Here is an 18,443-nt window from a genome sequence, read left to right as displayed (position 1 = left end):
GGGCAATTGTCCGGGGTCTGGACGTGCCGAAAGGGATTGGAACATGAATATCGGTGCCGCGGCGGCCCGCACCAAGCTGCCGCCCAAGACCATTCGCTACTACGAGGATATCGAGCTCGTGCGCCCGACGCGGGCGGCCAACGGCTACCGCGACTATTCGGAGACGGATGTGCACCGCCTGCGGTTTCTTCAGCGTTCGAGAAGCCTCGGATTTTCCATCGAGGAGTGTCGTTCGCTGCTCTCGCTTTACGATGACGAGCATCGGGCAAGCTCGGACGTCAAGGCGGTGGCGCTTGAGAAGATCGGCGAGGTGGAACGCAAGATCGCCGAACTTCAGGCCATGAAGACGACCCTGTCGCGTCTGGTGGATTGCTGCCAGGGCGATGAGCGGCCGGACTGCCCGATTCTCGACGACCTCGCCGGGCGGGGAAAAGGGTCTTGAGGGCGCCGGGCGCTGCCCTGCTCGCCGGCGGAGTTCTCGCCGCGCTTGCCGGGACCTGGGTGTATCTGGGCGGCGCGGACGATCCGGGCGGGAGTAGTCGCAGCGGCGGCGCGCTCGCTGAAGTCATCGTCCCTGAGATGACAGGGGAGGCCCGTCTGGGCGAAACGGAGTTCGCCGAGAATTGTGCGAGCTGCCACGGCGCCAACGCTGCCGGACGCGACGGGATCGGTCCGCCGCTGGTGCACAGGGTCTACGAACCCGGCCACCATGCGGACGGAGCGTTCTACCTGGCGGTTGCCCGCGGCGTTCGCGCCCATCACTGGACCTTTGGCGACATGCCTCCCGTTGCCGGTGTTTCCCCGGAAGAGATTTCGCGCATCGTTGCCTACGTGCGGACCCTCCAGCGGGCCAATGGCATCGAGTGATCGTCGGGCCGGTTTGCCCTTCGCGGCCAAACCCCTATGATCGCGCGGAAAGACAGTCTGGGAGGCAATTTTCATGAAACTCATGCGTTACGGACCCGTCGGGGCCGAAAAACCGGGTCTGGTCGATACAGCAGGGCGCATCCGCGACATCAGCGCCCATGTCGACGATCTTGCGGGGGCCGCATTGTCGGACGACAGTTTCGCGCGGCTGAAGGCGCTCGATCCCGATACATTGCCCGTGGTGGAGGGATCGCCGCGGATCGGACCTTGCGTCGCAGGTGTCGGGAAATTCATCTGTATCGGGCTCAACTACTCCGATCATGCCGCGGAAGCCGGCATGGACGTTCCGCCGGAACCGATTGTCTTCATGAAGGCCACCTCGGCGATCTGCGGGCCGGACGACGGTATCGAACTGCCGCGCGGGTCGGCGGCGACCGATTGGGAAGTGGAGCTCGGCGTCGTCATCGGCAAGCACGCCAAGAACATTGCCGAAGCCGATGCGCTCGATCATGTCGCCGGCTTTTGTGTCGTCAACGACGTCTCGGAGCGCGATTTCCAGATCCGGCATTCGGGGCAATGGGTGAAGGGCAAGTCCGCGGACACCTTCGGCCCCATCGGTCCGTGGCTGGTCACGCGTGACGAAGTGCCCGACCCCCAAAGCCTGCCGCTCTATCTCGATCTCAACGGCAAGCGCTATCAGGATGGAACGACCGCGACGATGGTCTATGACGTTGCCTTCGTCATTGCCTATCTGTCGCGCTTCATGAGCCTGCATCCGGGCGATGTGATCGCGACCGGCACGCCTCCGGGTGTGGGCATGGGGCAAAAGCCCGATCCGGTCTATCTCAAGTCCGGAGACCAGCTTGAGCTCGGTATCGCGGGGCTTGGCATGCAGCGTCAGACGGTGCGCGGATCCGTGTAGCCCGGAACGCATGACGGAAAAAAGCGCCGGAGCATCGCTGCCCGGCGCTTTTTTGTTTGTCGGTTCAGCCTTGTGAGGCTGGATCAGCTGGCGTTTGCCGAGCGCGGGCCGCGGAAACGGCCGCCTTGTCCGCCATCCGACTGCGAACCGGGGCGCGGGCCGCGATAGGGGCGCTTGTCGCCGGCGGGCTTGCCGTCGCGCGGACCGCGCGAGCCGTTCGGGCCACCGTCGGACGCATGGGCGCCATCGCCGCGCGGCTTGAACGGACGGCGTGCGGGCTTGCGGCCCTTGCCGTTCGACGGGCGGCCGATCGGGCCGTCGTCGTCGCGCTCGACCAGCGTCTTGCCGATCAGCTTCTCGATGTCGCGCAGGAACGGACGCTCGCTGCGGTCGCAAAAGGAGATCGCCGAGCCGCTCTTGCCGGCACGTGCCGTGCGGCCGATGCGGTGCACGTAGGATTCCGGCACATTGGGGAGCTCGAAATTCACCACATGCGAGACGCCGTCGACATCGATGCCGCGCGCGGCAATGTCGGTGGCGACCAGGATCGGCGTCCGGCCCGAGCGGAAGGATTCCAGCGTCTTCTGGCGCTGGCCCTGGCTCTTGTTGCCATGGATCGCGGAGGCGTTGAGGCCGGCCTGCTCCAGCTGGCGCGTCACCTTGTCGGCGCCGTGCTTGGTGCGCGTGAAGACGATGGCGCGGTCCATGTCTTCGCGCTTCAGCACGTCGACGAGGGCCTGGCGCTTCTGTTCGCGCTCGATCAGCAGAACCGTCTGTTCGATCCGGTCGATCGGCTTGGACGTCGGCGCGACGGCGATTTCCTGCGGCTCGTGCAGGAAGTCGGCGGCAAGCGCGCGGATCTGCTTCGGCATGGTCGCCGACAGGAGGATCGTCTGTCGCTGGCGCGGCATGGCGGCCAGGATCTTGCGGATCGCAGGCAGGAAGCCGAGGTCGAGCATGTGGTCGGCTTCGTCGAGCACCACGGTCGTGGTCTCGTCGAGACGCAGGGCACCGGTCGACATGTGGTCGAGCAGGCGGCCGGGTGTTGCCACGACAATGTCCATGCCGCGCGCAAGGCTGCGGATCTGCGGCATTGCACGGGCGCCGCCGACGACGACGGTCGAGGAATGGCGAACCTTCTGCCCGTAGGCACGAATGCTCTCGGCGATCTGCGAAGCGAGTTCGCGCGTCGGTGCGAGAATGAGCGCACCGCAGGTCTTGGGGTTCGGGCGTCCGCCCTGCTCGGCGATACGGTGGAGCAGGGGAAGGACGAAGGACGCGGTCTTGCCGGTGCCGGTCTGGGCCAGGCCAAGAACGTCGCCACCGGAGAGAATTGCGGGAATACCCTGGGCCTGGATCGGCGTCGGCGTCGTGTAGCCTTCGCCCTCGACGGCCTTGAGGATCGGGTCGGCGAGGCCGAGGTCTTTGAAAGTGGTCAAGCGGAATCCTTAGAGCTGCGCCCAAACGCGGCGTCATCGCCTGCGAGGGTCGCGGTCGTGTGTCATCGAAAAGGGAGCTTGCGCAGATCAGCTGCCTTGGGAGTGCGCTCGCTGTGCGAGCAGCTCGGGCAACGATCGGGAGGAAAGTTGCTTTGCCCTGAAGCGCCGTGAACGTGTGACGTTTCTCTACGCAGCGCCAGGATGGTGCCTGTAGACCACAGAAGATGTTGCAGCGCAATGAAAATCATTTTGCCTGCGCCTCGGTTTCGGGGCGCAGGCAAGCACGTCTCACCCTTCAGCTTCGTTTCTGCAGGCCGCCAAACTCGGGATCGTGACACGGTCGCTCGGACGGGGCGGCGATGCGGCCACCGCACGCGGCATCGAGAAGCGGTATTTTTAGAATAAAAATTCCAATTTTGCGCGTGCGCGTCCGGAAAATTACCGGATTGCCCGGACGGACGGCTGGGCCGCGGTCCGAAAGTCATGGGAGAACGCGCGAGATGGAGGGCGATATGAAGGGCAGGCCACCTTGCATCGGTTCGGCGCCTTTCCCATTGTGATCCAAGTGCCTTGATGCCGAATTTGGATGTCGGGCCCAGCCGGTTTCGCGAATCTGCGGTTGCAATCGTTCGCGTATCGGCTCTCGAGGAAAGTGATTGTGCCGGGGTGCTTGGGCGGTCGGGCGGTGAAAGAATTGGGTTGCGGCTGTAAAAAATGGAATTTATGTTCCGTTTTTGAGGGTGATCTTGCGGCTGGGCCGCTATTCGGTTCCAGCCGTGGTCGTCCATTAAATTTCATGGAAACGGGTGCGTTGTAGCAATGGAAGACGGCAGGTATCTCGACGTCATCACGATTGGACGGTCCTCCGTCGACCTCTACGGGGCGCAGGTGGGCGGTCGGCTCGAGGATATGCGCGCCTTTTCCAAGTATATCGGCGGGTCGCCAACGAACATGGCGGCGGGAACCGCGCGTTTGGGACTGAAGTCGGCACTGATTACGCGGGTCGGCGACGAGCACATGGGGCGGTTCATTCGCGAACAGCTTGAATCGGAAGGTGTCGATACGCGCGGCGTGGTCACGGATCCGGAGCGGCTGACGGCGCTTGTGCTGCTCGGGATTCGCGATCACGAGCAGTTTCCGCTGATCTTCTACCGAGAGAATTGCGCGGACATGGCTTTGTGCGAGGACGATATCGATGCAGGGTTCATCGCCTCGGCGCGCTGCGTGACGGCGACCGGCACTCACCTGTCGCATCCGCGCACTGAAGCTGCCGTGCTCAAGGCGCTGGGGATCGCGCGCGACACCGGTGCCCGCACGGCGCTCGACATTGATTACCGGCCAAACCTCTGGGGACTTGCCGGGCATGACGCCGGCGAAAGCCGCTTCATCGCCTCCGACATGGTGACGGCCCGGCTTCAGTCCACGCTGCATCTCTTCGATCTCATCGTCGGGACGGAGGAGGAGTTCCACATCGCGGGCGGAACGACCGACACGCTTGCCGCGCTGCGCGCCGTGCGCGCTGTCTCAGATGCAACGCTCGTGTGCAAGCGCGGGCCGATGGGCGCCGTTGCCTTCACCGGGGGCATTCCCGACACGCTCGAAGACGGTATTTCCGGTCCGGGGTTCCCGATCGAGGTGTTCAACGTGCTTGGCGCGGGGGACGGGTTCATGTCGGGCCTGCTGCGCGGCTGGCTGAAGGGTGAGCCGTGGGAAACCGCGCTGACCTACGCCAATGCCTGTGGTGCGCTGGCCGTGTCGCGGCATGGCTGTGCGCCGGCCTATCCGAGTTGGGAGGAACTGCGGTTTTTCCTGGAGCGCGGCGTGCGCACGCCTGCGCTTCGCCACGACGCGGAGTTGGAGCAGATCCACTGGTCGACCAACCGCAAGGGCGACTGGTCGACGATGCGCGTCTTTGCCTTCGATCATCGCAAGCAGCTTGAGGAGCTTGCCCGGGAAGCCGGTGCGGAAGCCTCCCGCATTCCTGCGTTTAAGGAGCTGTGCCTCGAGGCCGCGCGCCGGGTGCAGGACGGGCGATCCGGCTATGGCATCCTATGCGACGGACGGCTTGGCGAGACCGCCTTGCATGCGGCCGCCGGCACGGGCCTTTGGGTCGGACGACCGGTGGAAGAGCCGGGGTCGCGCCCGCTGGCGCTTGAGATCGGGCCGGATTTCGGCTCGGATCTGGCGGAATGGCCGGCCGGGCAGGTGGTCAAGGTGCTGTGCTTCTACCATCCCGACGATGCGCCGGATCTGAAGAGGCAGCAGGAAGAGACCGTCGTCCGCCTTGCCCGGGCCGTGCGGGCAAACGGCCTTGAATTCCTGCTTGAGGTGATCCCGTCCAAGGTCGGGCCGGTCGATGAGACCATCACGGCGACGATCATTCAGCGCTTCTACGATCTCGGCGTCTATCCCGACTGGTGGAAGCTCGAACCCTCCGCCAGTGCGCGGGCCTGGGAGCGGACATGCGCGACGGTCGCATGCAACGATCCGCATGTGCGCGGCATTGTCGTGCTCGGGCTCGACGCGCCGATGGCGGAGCTTGAGGCGAGCCTCGCGATTGCCGCAGGCTTCGATCTTGTGAAAGGCTTTGCCGTCGGGCGGACGATCTTCGCCGGTCCGGCACGCCGTTGGTTCACGGGCGAAATCGACGATGCGGCCGCCATCGCGGAGATGGCGGACACCTTCGCGCGCCTGTGCGCGATCTGGGATGCGGCACGCGCCGCATCCGCTCCGCAATTCGCCAAGCAGGGAATGGCAATATGACGACGATCCGGCTGACTGCGGCACAGGCCATGGTGCGCTACCTCGCGGCCCAGAAGAACGGCGATGGCGAGCGCCTGGTTCCCGGATGCTGGGCGATCTTCGGTCACGGCAATGTCGCCGGACTGGGGGAAGCGCTTCAGCAGGCGGGCGATGCTTTCCCGACCTGGCGCGGGCACAACGAGCAGGGGATGGCCCATGCGGCGATTGCCTTCGCCAAGGCTAGGAACCGCCGGCAGGCCATGGCCGTCACGACCTCCATCGGCCCGGGCGCGACCAATATGGTCACGGCGGCAGCACTGGCGCATGTCAACCGGCTGCCGGTGCTGTTCGTGCCGGGCGATGTCTTTTCCAACCGCGCACCCGATCCGGTGTTGCAGCAAGTCGAGAACTTCGAGGACGGGACGGTTTCCGCCAACGACTGTTTTCGCCCCGTGAGCCGCTATTTCGACCGCATCCAGAGACCCGAGCAGCTGTTGACGGCGTTGCCGCGCGCCATGCGCGTCTTCACCGACCCGGCGGACTGCGGCCCGGTGACGCTGGCATTTTGCCAGGACGTGCAGGCCGAGGCCTTCGACTGGCCGGAGAGCTTCTTTGCCGAACGCGTGTGGCGGATGCGCCGGCCGCGCGCGGATGTCGCGGAGCTTCTGGCGGCGACGCAGGCGATCAAGGCGGCGAAGACGCCGCTGATCGTCGCTGGCGGCGGGGTGCATTATTCGGGCGCTTGCGACGCGCTGCGTGCCTTCGCCGAGCGCCATTGCATCCCGGTTGCGGAAACCCAGGCCGGCAAGTCGGCACTTGCCGTCGATCATCCGCTCAATCTCGGTGCCATTGGCGTCACCGGAGCCGCCAGTGCGAACGATGTCGCCGAGCGGGCGGATCTGGTCATTGCCGTCGGCACGCGTCTGCAGGATTTCACCACCGGGTCGTGGGCGCTTTTCAAGAACCCGGCCTGTCGTCTTTTATGTCTTAACGTGGCCGCCTATGACGCCGCGAAACACGATGCCTTGCCGCTGGTCGCGGATGCGCGTGGGGGACTGGAAGACCTGAGCGCAGCACTTGGAAAGCACGCGGCATCGGCACCCGACCCTGCTCTCAAGGACGCATGGATGGCCGCCGTTGCGGCTGTCACCGATGCGCCGGAGGGCAATGCCCTGCCAAGCGACGCCCAGGTGATCGGGGCGGTGCAGCGCGGCCTGGAGGACACTGCGGTCGTGCTTGGAGCGGCTGGGGGGTTGCCCGGGGAGCTGCACAAGCTCTGGAAGGCGGCCCGGCCGGGCGGATACCACATGGAATACGGCTACTCCTGCATGGGCTACGAGATCGCCGGCGGGCTTGGCGCCAAGATGGCGTGCCCCGACCGCGAGGTGGTCGTGATGGTCGGCGACGGCTCCTACATGATGATGAACTCCGAGCTTGCCACCTCGGTGATGCTCGGCCTCAAGATCGTCGTCGTCCTGCTCGACAACCGCGGTTTCGGCTGCATCAACCGCCTGCAGGTCGCGACCGGCAGCGAGAGCTTCAACAATCTGCTCGACACGGCGCGCCACGCCACGCCGAGCGACATCGACTTTGCCGCCCATGCCGCATCGATGGGGGCGATCTCGGAAAAGGTCGACGGTGTCGCGGGGTTGGAAGAGGCGCTTTCCCGCGCGCGGTCCTCGCCGCGCAGCCATGTGATCGTGATCGACACCGATCCGCTCGCCTCCACCGAGGCCGGCGGTCACTGGTGGGATGTCGCGGTGCCGGAGGTCTCCGGACAGGCAAGGGTGCGCGACGCCCGTCAGCACTATGAAACCATTTTGAAACAGCGCCGTTCGTCGAACTGACGGGCGACGGAGCAGGGCGATTGTCATGATCCTTTACGGCACCAACCCGATTGCCTGGTCGAATGACGACGACCAGACGCTGGGCGCGCATATTCCACTTGAGACCTGTCTGGGCGATGCATCGCGGATCGGCTTCGACGGCATCGAGAACGGGCACAAGTTTCCAACCGATCCGGGAGAGCTTGAAGCCGTGCTGCAGCCGTACGGATTGCGGTTCGTGTCCGCCTGGTATTCGCTCAACCTGCTGACGCGCTCGGCGGAGGAGGAAATCCGCGCCATCGGTCCGCATCTGGCGCGGCTGAAGGCGATGGGCTGTCCGGTGCTGATCGCCTGCGAGACATCCAACGCGGTGCACGGCAACGACGGTGTGCCGGTCAACGACCGCCCGCGCCTGGAGCCGGAGCGCTTCGCTTCCTTCTGCGCGGATCTTGAGAAGGTGTCGGCGCATTGCGCGGCCGAGGGCGTGCCGCTGGTCTATCATCACCACATGGGAACGGTGGTGGAGAGCGAGGCGGAGATCGACCGGCTGATGGAGCTGACCGGACCGGCGACACGGCTCCTGCTGGACACGGGCCATGCGTTTTTCGGCGGCGGCGATCCGGAGGCGCTCGCCCGCCGCCACATGGGGCGCGTGTCGCACCTTCATGCCAAGAACGTCCGGCCCGAGATCATGGCCGAGGTGCGCAACGAAGGCTTGAGTTTCCTTGAGGGTGTCCGCCGCGGCGTCTTCACCGTGCCGGGCGATCCGGACGGGGCCGTTGCCTTCGAGCCGGTGCTGAAGGTTGCTGCGGAGCATGGCTATTCAGGCTGGCTGGTGATCGAGGCGGAACAGGACCCGGACGTGCGCGATCCGGTCTTCTATCAGTCGATGGGGCTTACGGCGCTGCGCGAGATGGCGCGCGCCACCGGGCTCGACGCCGGTGCGCAATTGCAAGACCAGGGGGAGTGAACGGATGTCGAAGCTGCTGGTGAAGCCGAACGGAACGCAGGGCAAGCTGCATGATATCACTCCCGAAAGCGCCGGTTGGGGCTACGTCGGCTTTTCGCTCTACCGGCTCCAGCCTGGAGAAACGGCCGAGGAGGCCACGGGCGGCCGCGAGGCGATCCTGGTGCTTGTCGAGGGCAAGGCGGACATCGAGGCCGACGGAACGCAGTTCGGCGAGATGGGCGAGCGGATGAGCGTGTTCGAGAAAACGAAACCGCATTGCGTCTATGTCCCGAACGACAGCAGCTGGCGGGCAAGGGCGACCACGCCCTGCACGCTCGCGGTCTGTACCGCGCCCGGGCAGGGCGGTCACCCGGCGCGGCGCATAGAGAACATCGGCTTCGAGGAGCGCGGCAAGGGGGCGAACACCCGTTACATCCATCCGATCGCGATGGAGGACAAGGACATCGCCGACAGCCTGCTGGTGACGGAGGTGTTCACGCCCGCCGGAAACTGGTCGTCCTATCCTCCGCACCGGCATGACGAGGACGCCTTTCCGGAGATGACCTATCTGGAGGAAACCTATTATCACCGTCTCGATCCGGCGAGCGGCTTCGGCTTCCAGCGGGTCTTCACCGAGGACGGGAGCCTCGACGAGACGATGGCCGTCTCCGACGGCGACGTCGTCCTCGTTCCCAGGGGGCATCACCCCTGCGGCGCGCCCCATGGCTACGAGATGTACTATCTGAACGTCATGGCCGGGCCGCTGCGCAAATGGCGCTTCAAGAACCATCCCGATCATGACTGGATCGCGCGTCGCGACGCGGAGGCCTGACTTGCGACGGTGGCAGGCGGTGAGGGCGCGCGCATTGCCTTGTTGCGCGTTTGATCCGGGTCTGGCACTTCCATCGTCATGACCCGCGCGCGCATTGCCATCACGCCCAGTATCTTCTCAATCACTCTGGTGATCGCTCTCGGTCTTGCCGGCGCGATCATTTCCTATTCGCATCGGCAAGGTTCCGACAATGCGGAGGTCGCCGCCAATGCGCTGATGGACCGGGCGCTGGAGACAATCGATCTGCGGATTTCGGCGCATGTCGAGCCGATCGAGCGGTCCTTGCGCCAGGCCACGTTCTGGAGCGCGCTTTCCACGTTGCCGTCGGTTTCCGGCCATCCGCTGCGCGCGCGAATGCTGTCCCTGTTGAAGGATTTGCCTCAGGCGTCGGCCGTGTTCGTCGGTTTCGAGGGGGGCGACCATTATCAGATCGCGGCTGCCGCACATCGGCCCCCGGGCTTTCTCGCGGACAAGGGCGCGCCGGCTGAAACGGTCTTTCAGGAAAGCGTGATCTTGCGCAACGGGCGGGATTTCCCGATCAGCTACGCGCGATTTCTCGACGCGAACGGAGTGTTGCTGGCCACCCGGGTCGAACCCGGCGAGCCCTACGATCCTCGCGGACGTCCCTGGTATCGTCTGGCCCGCGAGGGTGGCGGGCTGGTGCGCACGGATACCTACCGCTTTTCCGGCACCGAGAAACTCGGGCTGACGCTGGCGCAAGGCTTTCCCGGCGGTGTTGTCGGCATGGATGTCACGCTGGCGGAGCTGACCGCGTTCCTCAATGCCGTTCCGCAGGCGGAGGACGGCATCGTCGCGCTGTTTCATGACGACGGCACCATTCTGGCACACTCGGGCGTCGAACAGCGGAACGGCGCAAAGAATGCCATGACCCAAGAGCAGCGGCGCGAAAAACTGGAGCTTCTGGTGAAGCGCCTGGCCGGCGATCCCTTGTTGCGCGCGACCAGCGTGAATGTGTCCGGCCAGACCTGGCTCGTGCGGCGCAATCCCGTCGATCTGGGTGGCGGTGCGGCGGAAAACCTCGTGGTGGCGATGCCGCGCAGCGCCGTCGTCGGCCCGATCGAGGCGGCGTCGCGCCGGACGCTGGTGGTGTCGCTGCTGATCGTCCTGCTGAGTATACCCCTGATCTGGCTGGTGGCGCGTCGGATCTCCCGGCCGGTCCAGGAGCTGGGCGAGGCGGCCGAGCGTATCGGCCGGTTCGAGCTCGAGCGCGAGATCGCCGCCGGTTCGATTATTCGGGAAATCGATGTGTTGCAGCGGGCGATGGAACGCATGCGCCACAGCCTGTCGATGTTTTCCCTTTATGCGCCAAAGGCGCTGGTACGCCAGCTGGTCGCAAGCGACACCCCTCCCGCGCTTGGGGGGGAGCGGCGGGACGTGACCGTGTTCTTCATGGATCTGGAGAATTTCACGGCGATGTCATCCCATCTCGAGCCGGAAGAGGTGATGTTGCGCATGTCGCAGTATTTCGAGCGGGTGACAGAAATCCTGCATGCGCACGGAGCGACGATCGACAAATACATCGGCGATGCGGTTATGGCATTCTGGAACGCGCCGATGACATCGAAGGATCATCCCGCCAAAGCCTGTGCGGCGGCTCTTGCGGTCATCGCGGAAACCTCGGCCATGACGTCCGCCTGGACCGGAACGGGCGCCCCGGCCGTGCGCACCAGGATCGGCATCCACAGCGGGCAGGCGATCATCGGCAATGTGGGAAGCTCCGACCGGATGAACTACACCGCCCTTGGCAGTACGGTGAACCTGGCCTCCCGGCTGGAGGGCCTCAACCGTGATCTCGGGACTTCGATCCTGGTCAGCGCCGACGTGGTGGAGCGTGTCGGTGGCCGGTTTGCCTTCAGGAGTGCGGGCGACACCGAAATCAAGGGCTACGGCAATCCCGTGCCGGTGTTCGAGCTTCTCGCTGTTGCACCGGATGCCGTTTGACGTCAACGAACGTCAAGCCCGCCGCGGAGGATGAGGACATCCGCCGCGGCGGTCGTTTCGGTCCGAAAACGGCCGATTGCGCGATCAGCCCGAGATCAACGCCAGACCGGCAAGGGCGGTAATCCCGCCGAGCACGCGGCTGAGCGTCAGGCTCGAGCCAAGCCGGCCGGCTGCCCAGCCGATTGCAATTCCGCAAACGTGGAGGACTGCCGTGGACAGCGCAAAGCCCAGACCGTAGGCCGCTTGCGTCGCCGTGCCGATCTCGCCGCCATGGGCATAACCGTGAAAGAGCGCGAAGACGGCGACGATGGCAGCGCTTGGCCCGAGCGGAAGGCGCACCGCAAGGGCGACAAGCAGTCCGAGTGCCACGACGGAGGCGAGGATCGCCGGTTCGACGAAGGGAAGCGACACGCCGGTCAGCGCCAGCGCGAAGCCGGCAATCATCGTCACGACGAAGGCGGCGGGAACCACAAAGACCGCCTTTCCGCCGATCTGCCAGGCCCAGAGGCCGACCGCGACCATCGCCAGGATGTGATCGGCGCCGAACAGCGGATGGGTGAAGCCGGCGGCGAAGGAGCCGTGTTCGCCGGGGCTCAGATGCGCAAGTGCCGGCGTTGCCCCCGTAAACACGGTTGATGCCGCGAGCGCGACGGCAAGCAGGGGCAGGGAACGGTTCGTCATAGTGTCGATCCTTCTTTCGAGTCGATCTGGCACCCCGGAATGGGTCGTGCCTTGTGGGAGACGTGGCAATCGCAAGATGGCTGTTCGACACGAAGGGAGCCTTGTGTCGAACGGCCGTCAAGTATGGTGTCAGGCGGCGGCGCGGTGCAGCCGTCTGTGGAAGATGGCACTTGATTTCGTGCCGTGAAACGTCTTTACGCCGGCGAGGATGGCAAGATCGACCAGCGGTTCGATCAGGATCACCAGCATGTAGGCGGCGCCGAAGCTCGAAATGGATGCCAGCGTCTCTGCGCTGAAGCCGGCGCCGTAGAGCGCCCAGAAGCCGACCCAGGCGACGATACCCGCCTGATAGCTGGTGGAAAGCGCCAGCGCCTGCGCATAGGAGACATCCTTGTAGGGGGTGTGCGCGGGAATGACCCGGGCCGCGATCAGGCTCATGGCGTAAAGCGGCACCAGAAGCGTCGTGACGTTCATTCCGTATTGCGGCAGGTCGAAGGGCGCGAAGAACAGCCCCTGAGCCAGCAGGCCGAGTGCAAGGCCCACGGCGGCCGGGCCGGCGCCCAGCAAGAGGAACAGGGTCGATCCGAGGATCAGGTGCACCTCCGAGACGCCAACCGGATAGTGGGGCAGGATCTCGAAAAAGCCGAAGACGGCAATGGTCGCCGCGACGGAGCGCAGACCAAAGGCTGCAAGGCCACCGTCGTCGCGCACGGATGTCCACGCCATCCGGGCGCCAAGGCCGATAGATGCCGCAGCCGTGCCGATGCTGAGAAGGATCTTGGCGCCGTCGACGACGCCTGGTTCTATGTGCATGTCATGTCTCTCACGCGCACCCGCCGTGCGCCGGTTCGAGGAAGGCGAAGAATTCGCCGGAATCGATGGCAGGTCTCCTGGCTCGCGGATCCTTGCTGCGCCCGCCTTCCCAGCCCGATATGGCCAGTGGCTTGTGGACGCCGCTCTCCGCTTACAGTTGCGGGGGCAGCCACGGTCTTGGTCCCTGATGGAGAGGCCGCACCGTGTTCCCTTTTTATCCGTGCCTTGGCTTTGTCGCACGGAACCATCGCCGACGATGCTAGGCTGCGGGCGTTTGTTGTGACAAGTTCAATTTTCGATTGATCCTGATCATTTCCGCTCTTGGCGCTTTGGCGTCAGTATGGTGCGATGCAGCATCGGCAAGGGCGAAGCTTTGTCGCCTGTCCGCGGCTAAAATGCCGACGGACGGGATCGGGACGGAAGGGAATGCCATGCTGATGGTTCACACGCGAATCGTCGACATCGTCGGAGACATCATCCGCATTCGTGTCGCCGCCTCCGGTCGGGCCGGGGCGGGCGGACCGTGTCTCGGCGATCTTGCTCGGGTGACCGGCGGCGACGGCTTCGATTCGCTTGCGCAGGTGATCATGATCGATGGCGAACTGGTGACGCTTCAGGTCAATGCCGGAACCAAGGGCCTTCCCAACAATGCGGCGGTGCGGTTCATGGGCAGCGCCATGCAGGTCACCTATTCGGCGAGCATTCTCGGGCGTGTCTTCGACGGTGGCGGGCGCCCGGTCGATGCCGGCCCCGATCTCGGCACGGATCCGACCGTGCCCATCGGCGGCCCCACCGTGAACCCGATGAAGCGCCTCCTTGCCTCCCGGATGATCCGCACCGACGTCCCGATGATCGACGTCTTCAACTGTCTGGTCGAAAGCCAGAAGATCCCGGTCTTTTCCGTTTCCGGCGAGCCTTACAATTCCTTCCTTGCGCGCATCGGCATCCAGGCGGACGCGGATGTGGTGATCTTCGGCGGCCTCGGGCTGATTTTCGACGACTACGCCTTCTTCCGTCAGCAGTTCGAGGATGCCGGCGTCTTTCCGCGCACGGTGATGTTCGTCAACCAGGCCTCCGACCCGGTGGTGGAACGGCTCCTGGTGCCGGACATGGCGCTGGCGGTCGCAGAAAAATTCGCCGTGGAGGAGGGCAAGCGGGTGCTCGTCCTGCTCACCGACATGACCGCCTTCGCCGATGCCTTGAAGGAAGTCTCCATCGCCATGGAGCGGGTGCCGGCCAATCGCGGCTATCCGGGGGACCTCTATTCCCAGCTCGCCCGCCGCTACGAGAAGGCCTGCGATTTTCGCGGCGCCGGGTCGGTCACGATCCTTTCCGTGACCACCATGCCGGGCAACGACCTGACCCATCCGGTTCCCGACAACACCGGCTACATCACCGAGGGGCAGTTTTACCTGCACGGCGGCGCCATCGACCCCTTCGGATCGCTTTCCCGGTTGAAGCAGCACGTCATCGGCAAGGAGACCCGCGAAGACCACGGTCAGGTGATGAATGCGATGATCCGCTTCTATTCCGAGGCGCGCGACGCTGAGCAGAAACAGTCGATGGCTTTCGACCTGTCGGACTACGACCGGCAACTCCTGCGCTTCGGCGCGCTGTTTCGAACCCGCTTCATGGACATCGGCATCGCCATGCCGCTGGAAGATGCTCTCGACCTGTGCTGGCAAACGCTCGCGGAGTGTTTTCGCGCCGAACAGCTGTTGATGAAGCAGGATCTGGTCGACCGTTATTTTCCGACCGCTTGCGAGGAACCCCCGGCTTCGTCACCGCAGTCGGAGGCCGTCGCGTGACCCGGGTGTCGCTCAACAAGTCGGTGTTGTCGCGTGAAAGCGAGAAGCTTGCAGAATACCGCCGGTTTCTTCCGTCGCTGGAATTGAAGCGTCGGCAGGTCGTCGCGGAACGGCTGAAGGCGCGTGCCCATCTTGCCGAATGCCGCACGCTTCTGGAAAACCGGTTGGCCGAAACTGCCCGGGATCTTCCGATGCTGGCCAACGACGAGGTCGCGCTCGACGAACTGGTCGTGCTGGAGGCCGTGGACCTGTCCACGCAGAACCTCTCCGGCACGCGTCTCCCGGTCTTGAAGGAGGTACGCTTCGCCGAGGTTGCCTATGCCCGGCTGACGCGACCGCATTGGGTCGATGCGGCGGTTGCCGCCTTGCGGGAGGCGGTCGGGATGCGGATTGCCCGCGATGTCGCCGAGCGGAGAATGCGCGAGCTTGAACAGGCCGAGGCGGTAATCGCCCGGCGGGTCAACCTGTTCGAGAAGGTCCTGATCCCCCGTGCGCAGGAAACCATCCGCCGGATTCGTATGGCGCTGGCAGATGCGGAACGCGAAGCGGTGATCCGCGCCAAACTGTCCAAACGCAAGACAGCCGCCCGGGCGGCGGAGCCCAGGCTTTCCGGGCTATGACCATTGTCGCGCTGAATAAGGTCAGTCTGATCGGGGTGATGGAAGACAAGGCCGCCGTTCTGGAGGCCGTGCAGGCCTTTGGCGGCTTGCATCTCGTTCCCTTGCGGGCCGCGCAAAAGGAACTGGAGGCGGTGCCGAGCGGCACCGGCCGGGAGGCGACGGAGGCCTTGCGCTGGCTGGTCGACTGTCCATCGCCGCGCAGGGTGGTGACCTCCGATCCCGCTTTCGATCTTGCCGGCATCGTCGAGGCCGCCAACCGGAACCGGCGTGAATTGCGGGAGACCGAGGACCGCAAGGCCGCTCTGGAAAACCGGATCCGCGACGTGGCGCGCTGGGGCGAGTTCTCCTTTCCCGATCTCTCGAGGATCGGCGGGTATCGCTTCTGGTTCTACGAGGTCCCGGCGGGACGCGAGAAGGCCGTTGCAGGGTCGGGCGCGATCGTCGAGACCGTGCATCGGGAGCGCGGCATCGCCTATATGGTCGTCTTGTCGCCCGAAGAACCGCCGGTCGACAGCATGCCGGTCCCGCGCGTTCACATTGGCGCCCATGCGCTTTCGACCCTCCAGGCTCAGCTTGAGGCCGTTGAAATTCGGCTGGACGATCTCTGGCTGGAGCGGCGGGATCTGACGAAATGGCGTCTGCTGCTGGCCGAAAACCTCGCGCGAGCCCGCGACCAGGCGGCCCGAAATCGCGCGGCTCTGGAAACAATCGACGCCGAACGGGTTTTCGTGATGCGCGGCTGGGCGCGAGCCGACAGGGTCGCGCAGGTTGCACAACTCGCCGACCGGCTCGGCATCGCGGCCCTCGTCGAGGAACCCGCCCCGGAAGACGAACCGCCGACGCTTCTGGAAAACGCGCCGGGCCTGGCGGCGGGCGAGGATCTCGTCCAGTTCTACCAGACACCCGGCTATCGCGGCTGGGATCCGTCGCCGGTCGTCTATGTGTCCTTCATCGTGTTCTTCGGCATGATCATGACGGATGCCGGCTACGGCCTGCTCCTGATGGGGGTGCTGTTCCTGATGCGCGGCCGGTTTCAGGTCTCCGCGCTCGGGCGGCGCATGGTGCGCCTGGGGTACTGGCTTGCGGTCTCGACCATGGCGTTCGGCGTCGCCACCGGCAGTTACTTCGGCTGGCAGCCGCAAGGTGGTGGTGTTGTCGCCCGCGCGGCCTTTATCGACCTCTCCGACATTGACGCGATGATGCGCCTCACAGTGACCATTGGTGTCGCTCATGTCGTCGCGGCCAATGTGCTGAATGCCTGGAACGCGGAAAGCCGCGCCGGACGGCTTGTTCCCGTCGGCTGGTGTTGTGCGGCTCTCGGCGGTCTTGTCGTCTACCTCACCGACGGCGCGCAGGCCGGCGCCGGCATCGCGCTTGCGGGTGTCGGTGTGGCGCTTGTGGTGGCCTTTGGCGGGGAGGTGCGCGTCACCTCGCTGTCGACATTCGCGCGGCGGCTCGGCGGCGGCCTGCTCAGCGGCGCCAGGGTGGTGAACCTCTTTTCCGACGTCCTCAGCTACATGCGGCTCTTCGCGTTGGGGCTGGCGGCGGCCTCGCTCGCCGGAACGATCAACATGCTGGCGGAACAGGTGCGCCATGCCGTGCCCGGCGTCGGGGTGTTGGTCGCCATCGCCGTGCTTTTGATCGGCCATGCCGTCAACATGGGGCTGGGGATTGTCGCGGGCACCGTTCACGGTCTGCGGCTCAACGTCATCGAATTCTTCAATTGGGGCCTCAAAGGCGAGGGGCGCCCCTTCAGACCGTTCCGCAAGGAGGAGACACGCTTGTGACTGACCTGGTTCTTGTACTTGGCTGGTTCGGCCTCTTCGCACCCGTCGCATTCGGCGCCATCGGCAGCAGCATCGGCTGCGCGCGCGCCGGCTCTGCTGCCATCGGTGCCATGCTCGACACCGAAACCGGCTACGGACGGTTCATCGGCGCGTCGCTGATGCCCTCGTCGCAGGTGATCTACGGCATCGTCATCATGTTTTCCCTGCAACGCGATCCGATGACCGCGGAAGCGGCCGCCGGTGTTTTCGGTGTCGGCCTGCTTGCGGGCGTCGCGCTGCTTTATGTCGGCATTCGCCAGGGCGAAGTGCTTGCCTCCGCCATCGTGGCGGCCAAGGCAAAGCCGGAGATCTTCGGAATTTCGCTCGCGCCGGCCGCCGTGCTCGAAGGGTTCGCGGTGTTCGCGCTGGTCTTCGCCCTCGTTCTCAGCGGCACCATTCCGGGATGACGGCTTCAAGCGGGAGATCTGATATGGGTTCGACATCCGAAACGGGCGCCGGGTCGCCACCGGGGGAAGGCGCCGATGTCCACTCTGCCGGGGCGGGGGTTCAGGCCCTGATCGACCGCCTGAGGCAGGAGGGGGTCGATCGGGGCGAGCGCGAGGCAAATGCGCTTTTGGCCGCCGCCCGTGAAAAGGCCGACGCCCTGATTGCCGAAGCCGAGGCAAGCGCCGCGGACATCCGCGACAGCGCGCGACGCGACGCACACGCGGAACGCGGGGCGACGCAAGACGCGCTGAAGATCGCCGCCCGCGACGTCGTCCTGTCGTTGCGCAACGAGATTGCCGCGCGCATCGACAAGGAGACGTCCCGGTTGCTGCGGGAGGCCTTTGCCGACGAGAGCTTTCTCAAGCGCCTGGTGCTTGCGCTCGCCGGCAAGGTGCGCGCCGACGCGGGTCTCGATGAAACGGCCGAGCTGGAGATCGTCCTGCCGGAGAAGGTCGTCACCTTCGAGGAACTGAAGGCCGACCCGGAGACGGTGACCGAAGGCACCCTGACCCATCTGGTGGTCTCGCTTGCCGCCAATGTGCTGCGCGACGGTGTGACGTTTTCGGCCGGGGCGGGGTTCGAGGGCATCCGCATCCGGTTGCGCGACCGGGATCTTGAGGTGGATGTGACCGAAGAGGCAATCGCGCCCTTGCTGATGAAGCATCTGCAGCCGCGTTTCCGGGCGGTCATGGAAGGGGTGGTGCGCTAA

General features: G+C 65.2%; 16 protein-coding genes and 1 riboswitch. Of the genes, 13 read left to right on the top strand and 3 right to left on the bottom strand.

Annotated features, from left to right (window positions below; translation table 11 throughout):
* Positions 1-43 precede the first annotated feature (43 nt).
* From cueR to G572_RS0117860, 3 genes are all read left to right on the top strand, one after another.
* Positions 44-442 (top strand): Cu(I)-responsive transcriptional regulator, encoded by a 399-nt coding sequence (gene cueR / locus G572_RS0117870; RefSeq protein ID WP_029059642.1) that lies wholly within the window; start codon positions 44-46, stop codon positions 440-442.
* Positions 439-867, top strand: a complete 429-nt coding sequence (locus G572_RS0117865; protein ID WP_029059641.1) for a c-type cytochrome — start codon at positions 439-441, stop codon at positions 865-867. The genes cueR and G572_RS0117865 overlap by 4 nt, the downstream gene beginning before the upstream one ends.
* 73 nt (positions 868-940) lie before the next feature.
* Positions 941-1,789: a fumarylacetoacetate hydrolase family protein gene (locus G572_RS0117860; protein WP_029059640.1), complete on the top strand. Its 849-nt coding sequence runs from the start codon at positions 941-943 to the stop codon at positions 1,787-1,789.
* Between the two features lie 83 nt (positions 1,790-1,872).
* Here G572_RS0117860 and G572_RS24570 read toward each other — a convergent pair whose 3' ends face one another.
* Positions 1,873-3,228 (bottom strand): DEAD/DEAH box helicase, encoded by a 1,356-nt coding sequence (locus G572_RS24570; RefSeq protein ID WP_051242699.1) that lies wholly within the window; start codon positions 3,226-3,228, stop codon positions 1,873-1,875.
* A gap of 819 nt (positions 3,229-4,047) precedes the next feature.
* Here G572_RS24570 and G572_RS0117850 point away from each other — a divergent pair.
* From G572_RS0117850 to G572_RS0117830, 5 genes are all read left to right on the top strand, one after another.
* Entirely contained in the window at positions 4,048-5,991 is a 1,944-nt protein-coding gene (locus G572_RS0117850; protein WP_029059639.1) for a bifunctional 5-dehydro-2-deoxygluconokinase/5-dehydro-2-deoxyphosphogluconate aldolase, read from the top strand.
* Positions 5,988-7,817 (top strand): 3D-(3,5/4)-trihydroxycyclohexane-1,2-dione acylhydrolase (decyclizing), encoded by a 1,830-nt coding sequence (gene iolD, locus G572_RS0117845; protein WP_029059638.1) that lies wholly within the window; start codon positions 5,988-5,990, stop codon positions 7,815-7,817. The genes G572_RS0117850 and iolD overlap by 4 nt, the downstream gene beginning before the upstream one ends.
* A 25-nt stretch (positions 7,818-7,842) precedes the next feature.
* Entirely contained in the window at positions 7,843-8,766 is a 924-nt protein-coding gene (gene iolE / locus G572_RS0117840) for a myo-inosose-2 dehydratase (RefSeq protein WP_029059637.1), read from the top strand.
* A 4-nt stretch (positions 8,767-8,770) separates the two neighbouring features.
* The gene (gene iolB / locus G572_RS0117835; protein WP_029059636.1) at positions 8,771-9,577 is read left to right on the top strand and encodes a 5-deoxy-glucuronate isomerase; all 807 of its coding nucleotides are present in this window, start codon (positions 8,771-8,773) and stop codon (positions 9,575-9,577) included.
* A 78-nt stretch (positions 9,578-9,655) separates the two neighbouring features.
* The gene (locus G572_RS0117830) at positions 9,656-11,539 is read left to right on the top strand and encodes an adenylate/guanylate cyclase domain-containing protein (RefSeq protein WP_029059635.1); all 1,884 of its coding nucleotides are present in this window, start codon (positions 9,656-9,658) and stop codon (positions 11,537-11,539) included.
* 84 nt (positions 11,540-11,623) lie between these two features.
* Here G572_RS0117830 and G572_RS0117825 read toward each other — a convergent pair whose 3' ends face one another.
* Positions 11,624-12,220, bottom strand: a complete 597-nt coding sequence (locus G572_RS0117825; RefSeq protein ID WP_029059634.1) for a HupE/UreJ family protein — start codon at positions 12,218-12,220, stop codon at positions 11,624-11,626.
* Between the two features lie 129 nt (positions 12,221-12,349).
* Entirely contained in the window at positions 12,350-13,033 is a 684-nt protein-coding gene (locus G572_RS0117820; RefSeq protein ID WP_029059633.1) for an energy-coupling factor ABC transporter permease, read from the bottom strand.
* Between the two features lie 50 nt (positions 13,034-13,083).
* Positions 13,084-13,297, bottom strand: a riboswitch (cobalamin riboswitch).
* A 173-nt stretch (positions 13,298-13,470) separates the two neighbouring features.
* On the opposite strand from G572_RS0117820, the gene G572_RS0117815 reads away from it, so the two are divergent.
* Genes G572_RS0117815 through G572_RS0117795 form a run of 5 tightly spaced genes read left to right on the top strand, consistent with a single transcriptional unit; the run spans position 13,471 to position 18,443 of the window.
* On the top strand, positions 13,471-14,841 hold the full coding sequence (locus G572_RS0117815) for a V-type ATP synthase subunit B (protein ID WP_208979145.1): 1,371 nt from the start codon (positions 13,471-13,473) through the stop codon (positions 14,839-14,841).
* On the top strand, positions 14,838-15,461 hold the full coding sequence (locus G572_RS0117810; RefSeq protein ID WP_029059631.1) for a V-type ATP synthase subunit D: 624 nt from the start codon (positions 14,838-14,840) through the stop codon (positions 15,459-15,461). The genes G572_RS0117815 and G572_RS0117810 overlap by 4 nt, the downstream gene beginning before the upstream one ends.
* Positions 15,458-17,248: a V-type ATP synthase subunit I gene (locus tag G572_RS0117805; protein WP_029059630.1), complete on the top strand. Its 1,791-nt coding sequence runs from the start codon at positions 15,458-15,460 to the stop codon at positions 17,246-17,248. Before G572_RS0117810 ends, G572_RS0117805 begins: the two co-directional genes overlap by 4 nt.
* Positions 17,245-17,694: an ATP synthase subunit C gene (locus tag G572_RS0117800; protein ID WP_029059629.1), complete on the top strand. Its 450-nt coding sequence runs from the start codon at positions 17,245-17,247 to the stop codon at positions 17,692-17,694. Before G572_RS0117805 ends, G572_RS0117800 begins: the two co-directional genes overlap by 4 nt.
* Before the next feature lie 23 nt (positions 17,695-17,717).
* The gene (locus G572_RS0117795) at positions 17,718-18,443 is read left to right on the top strand and encodes an ATP synthase subunit E (protein WP_029059628.1); all 726 of its coding nucleotides are present in this window, start codon (positions 17,718-17,720) and stop codon (positions 18,441-18,443) included.

This window comes from Stappia stellulata DSM 5886 (assembly GCF_000423705.1).
Taxonomy (GTDB): Bacteria; Pseudomonadota; Alphaproteobacteria; order Rhizobiales; family Stappiaceae; genus Stappia; species Stappia stellulata.
This window is presented reverse-complemented; position numbering and strand designations above follow the sequence as displayed.

What these genes read in the sequence shown, in the direction of transcription:
- G572_RS0117860 (WP_029059640.1), top strand. Translation starts at nt 941, where the DNA reads ATGAAACTCATGCGTTACGGACCCGTCGGGGCCGAAAAACCGGGTCTG.
- G572_RS0117825 (WP_029059634.1), bottom strand. Translation starts at nt 12,220, where the DNA reads ATGACGAACCGTTCCCTGCCCCTGCTTGCCGTCGCGCTCGCGGCATCA.
- iolB (WP_029059636.1), top strand. Translation starts at nt 8,771, where the DNA reads ATGTCGAAGCTGCTGGTGAAGCCGAACGGAACGCAGGGCAAGCTGCAT.
- iolE (WP_029059637.1), top strand. Translation starts at nt 7,843, where the DNA reads ATGATCCTTTACGGCACCAACCCGATTGCCTGGTCGAATGACGACGAC.
- G572_RS0117815 (WP_208979145.1), top strand. Translation starts at nt 13,471, where the DNA reads ATGGTTCACACGCGAATCGTCGACATCGTCGGAGACATCATCCGCATT.
- iolD (WP_029059638.1), top strand. Translation starts at nt 5,988, where the DNA reads ATGACGACGATCCGGCTGACTGCGGCACAGGCCATGGTGCGCTACCTC.
- G572_RS0117795 (WP_029059628.1), top strand. Translation starts at nt 17,718, where the DNA reads ATGGGTTCGACATCCGAAACGGGCGCCGGGTCGCCACCGGGGGAAGGC.
- G572_RS0117820 (WP_029059633.1), bottom strand. Translation starts at nt 13,033, where the DNA reads ATGCACATAGAACCAGGCGTCGTCGACGGCGCCAAGATCCTTCTCAGC.
- G572_RS0117830 (WP_029059635.1), top strand. Translation starts at nt 9,656, where the DNA reads ATGACCCGCGCGCGCATTGCCATCACGCCCAGTATCTTCTCAATCACT.
- G572_RS0117850 (WP_029059639.1), top strand. Translation starts at nt 4,048, where the DNA reads ATGGAAGACGGCAGGTATCTCGACGTCATCACGATTGGACGGTCCTCC.
- G572_RS0117805 (WP_029059630.1), top strand. Translation starts at nt 15,458, where the DNA reads ATGACCATTGTCGCGCTGAATAAGGTCAGTCTGATCGGGGTGATGGAA.
- cueR (WP_029059642.1), top strand. Translation starts at nt 44, where the DNA reads ATGAATATCGGTGCCGCGGCGGCCCGCACCAAGCTGCCGCCCAAGACC.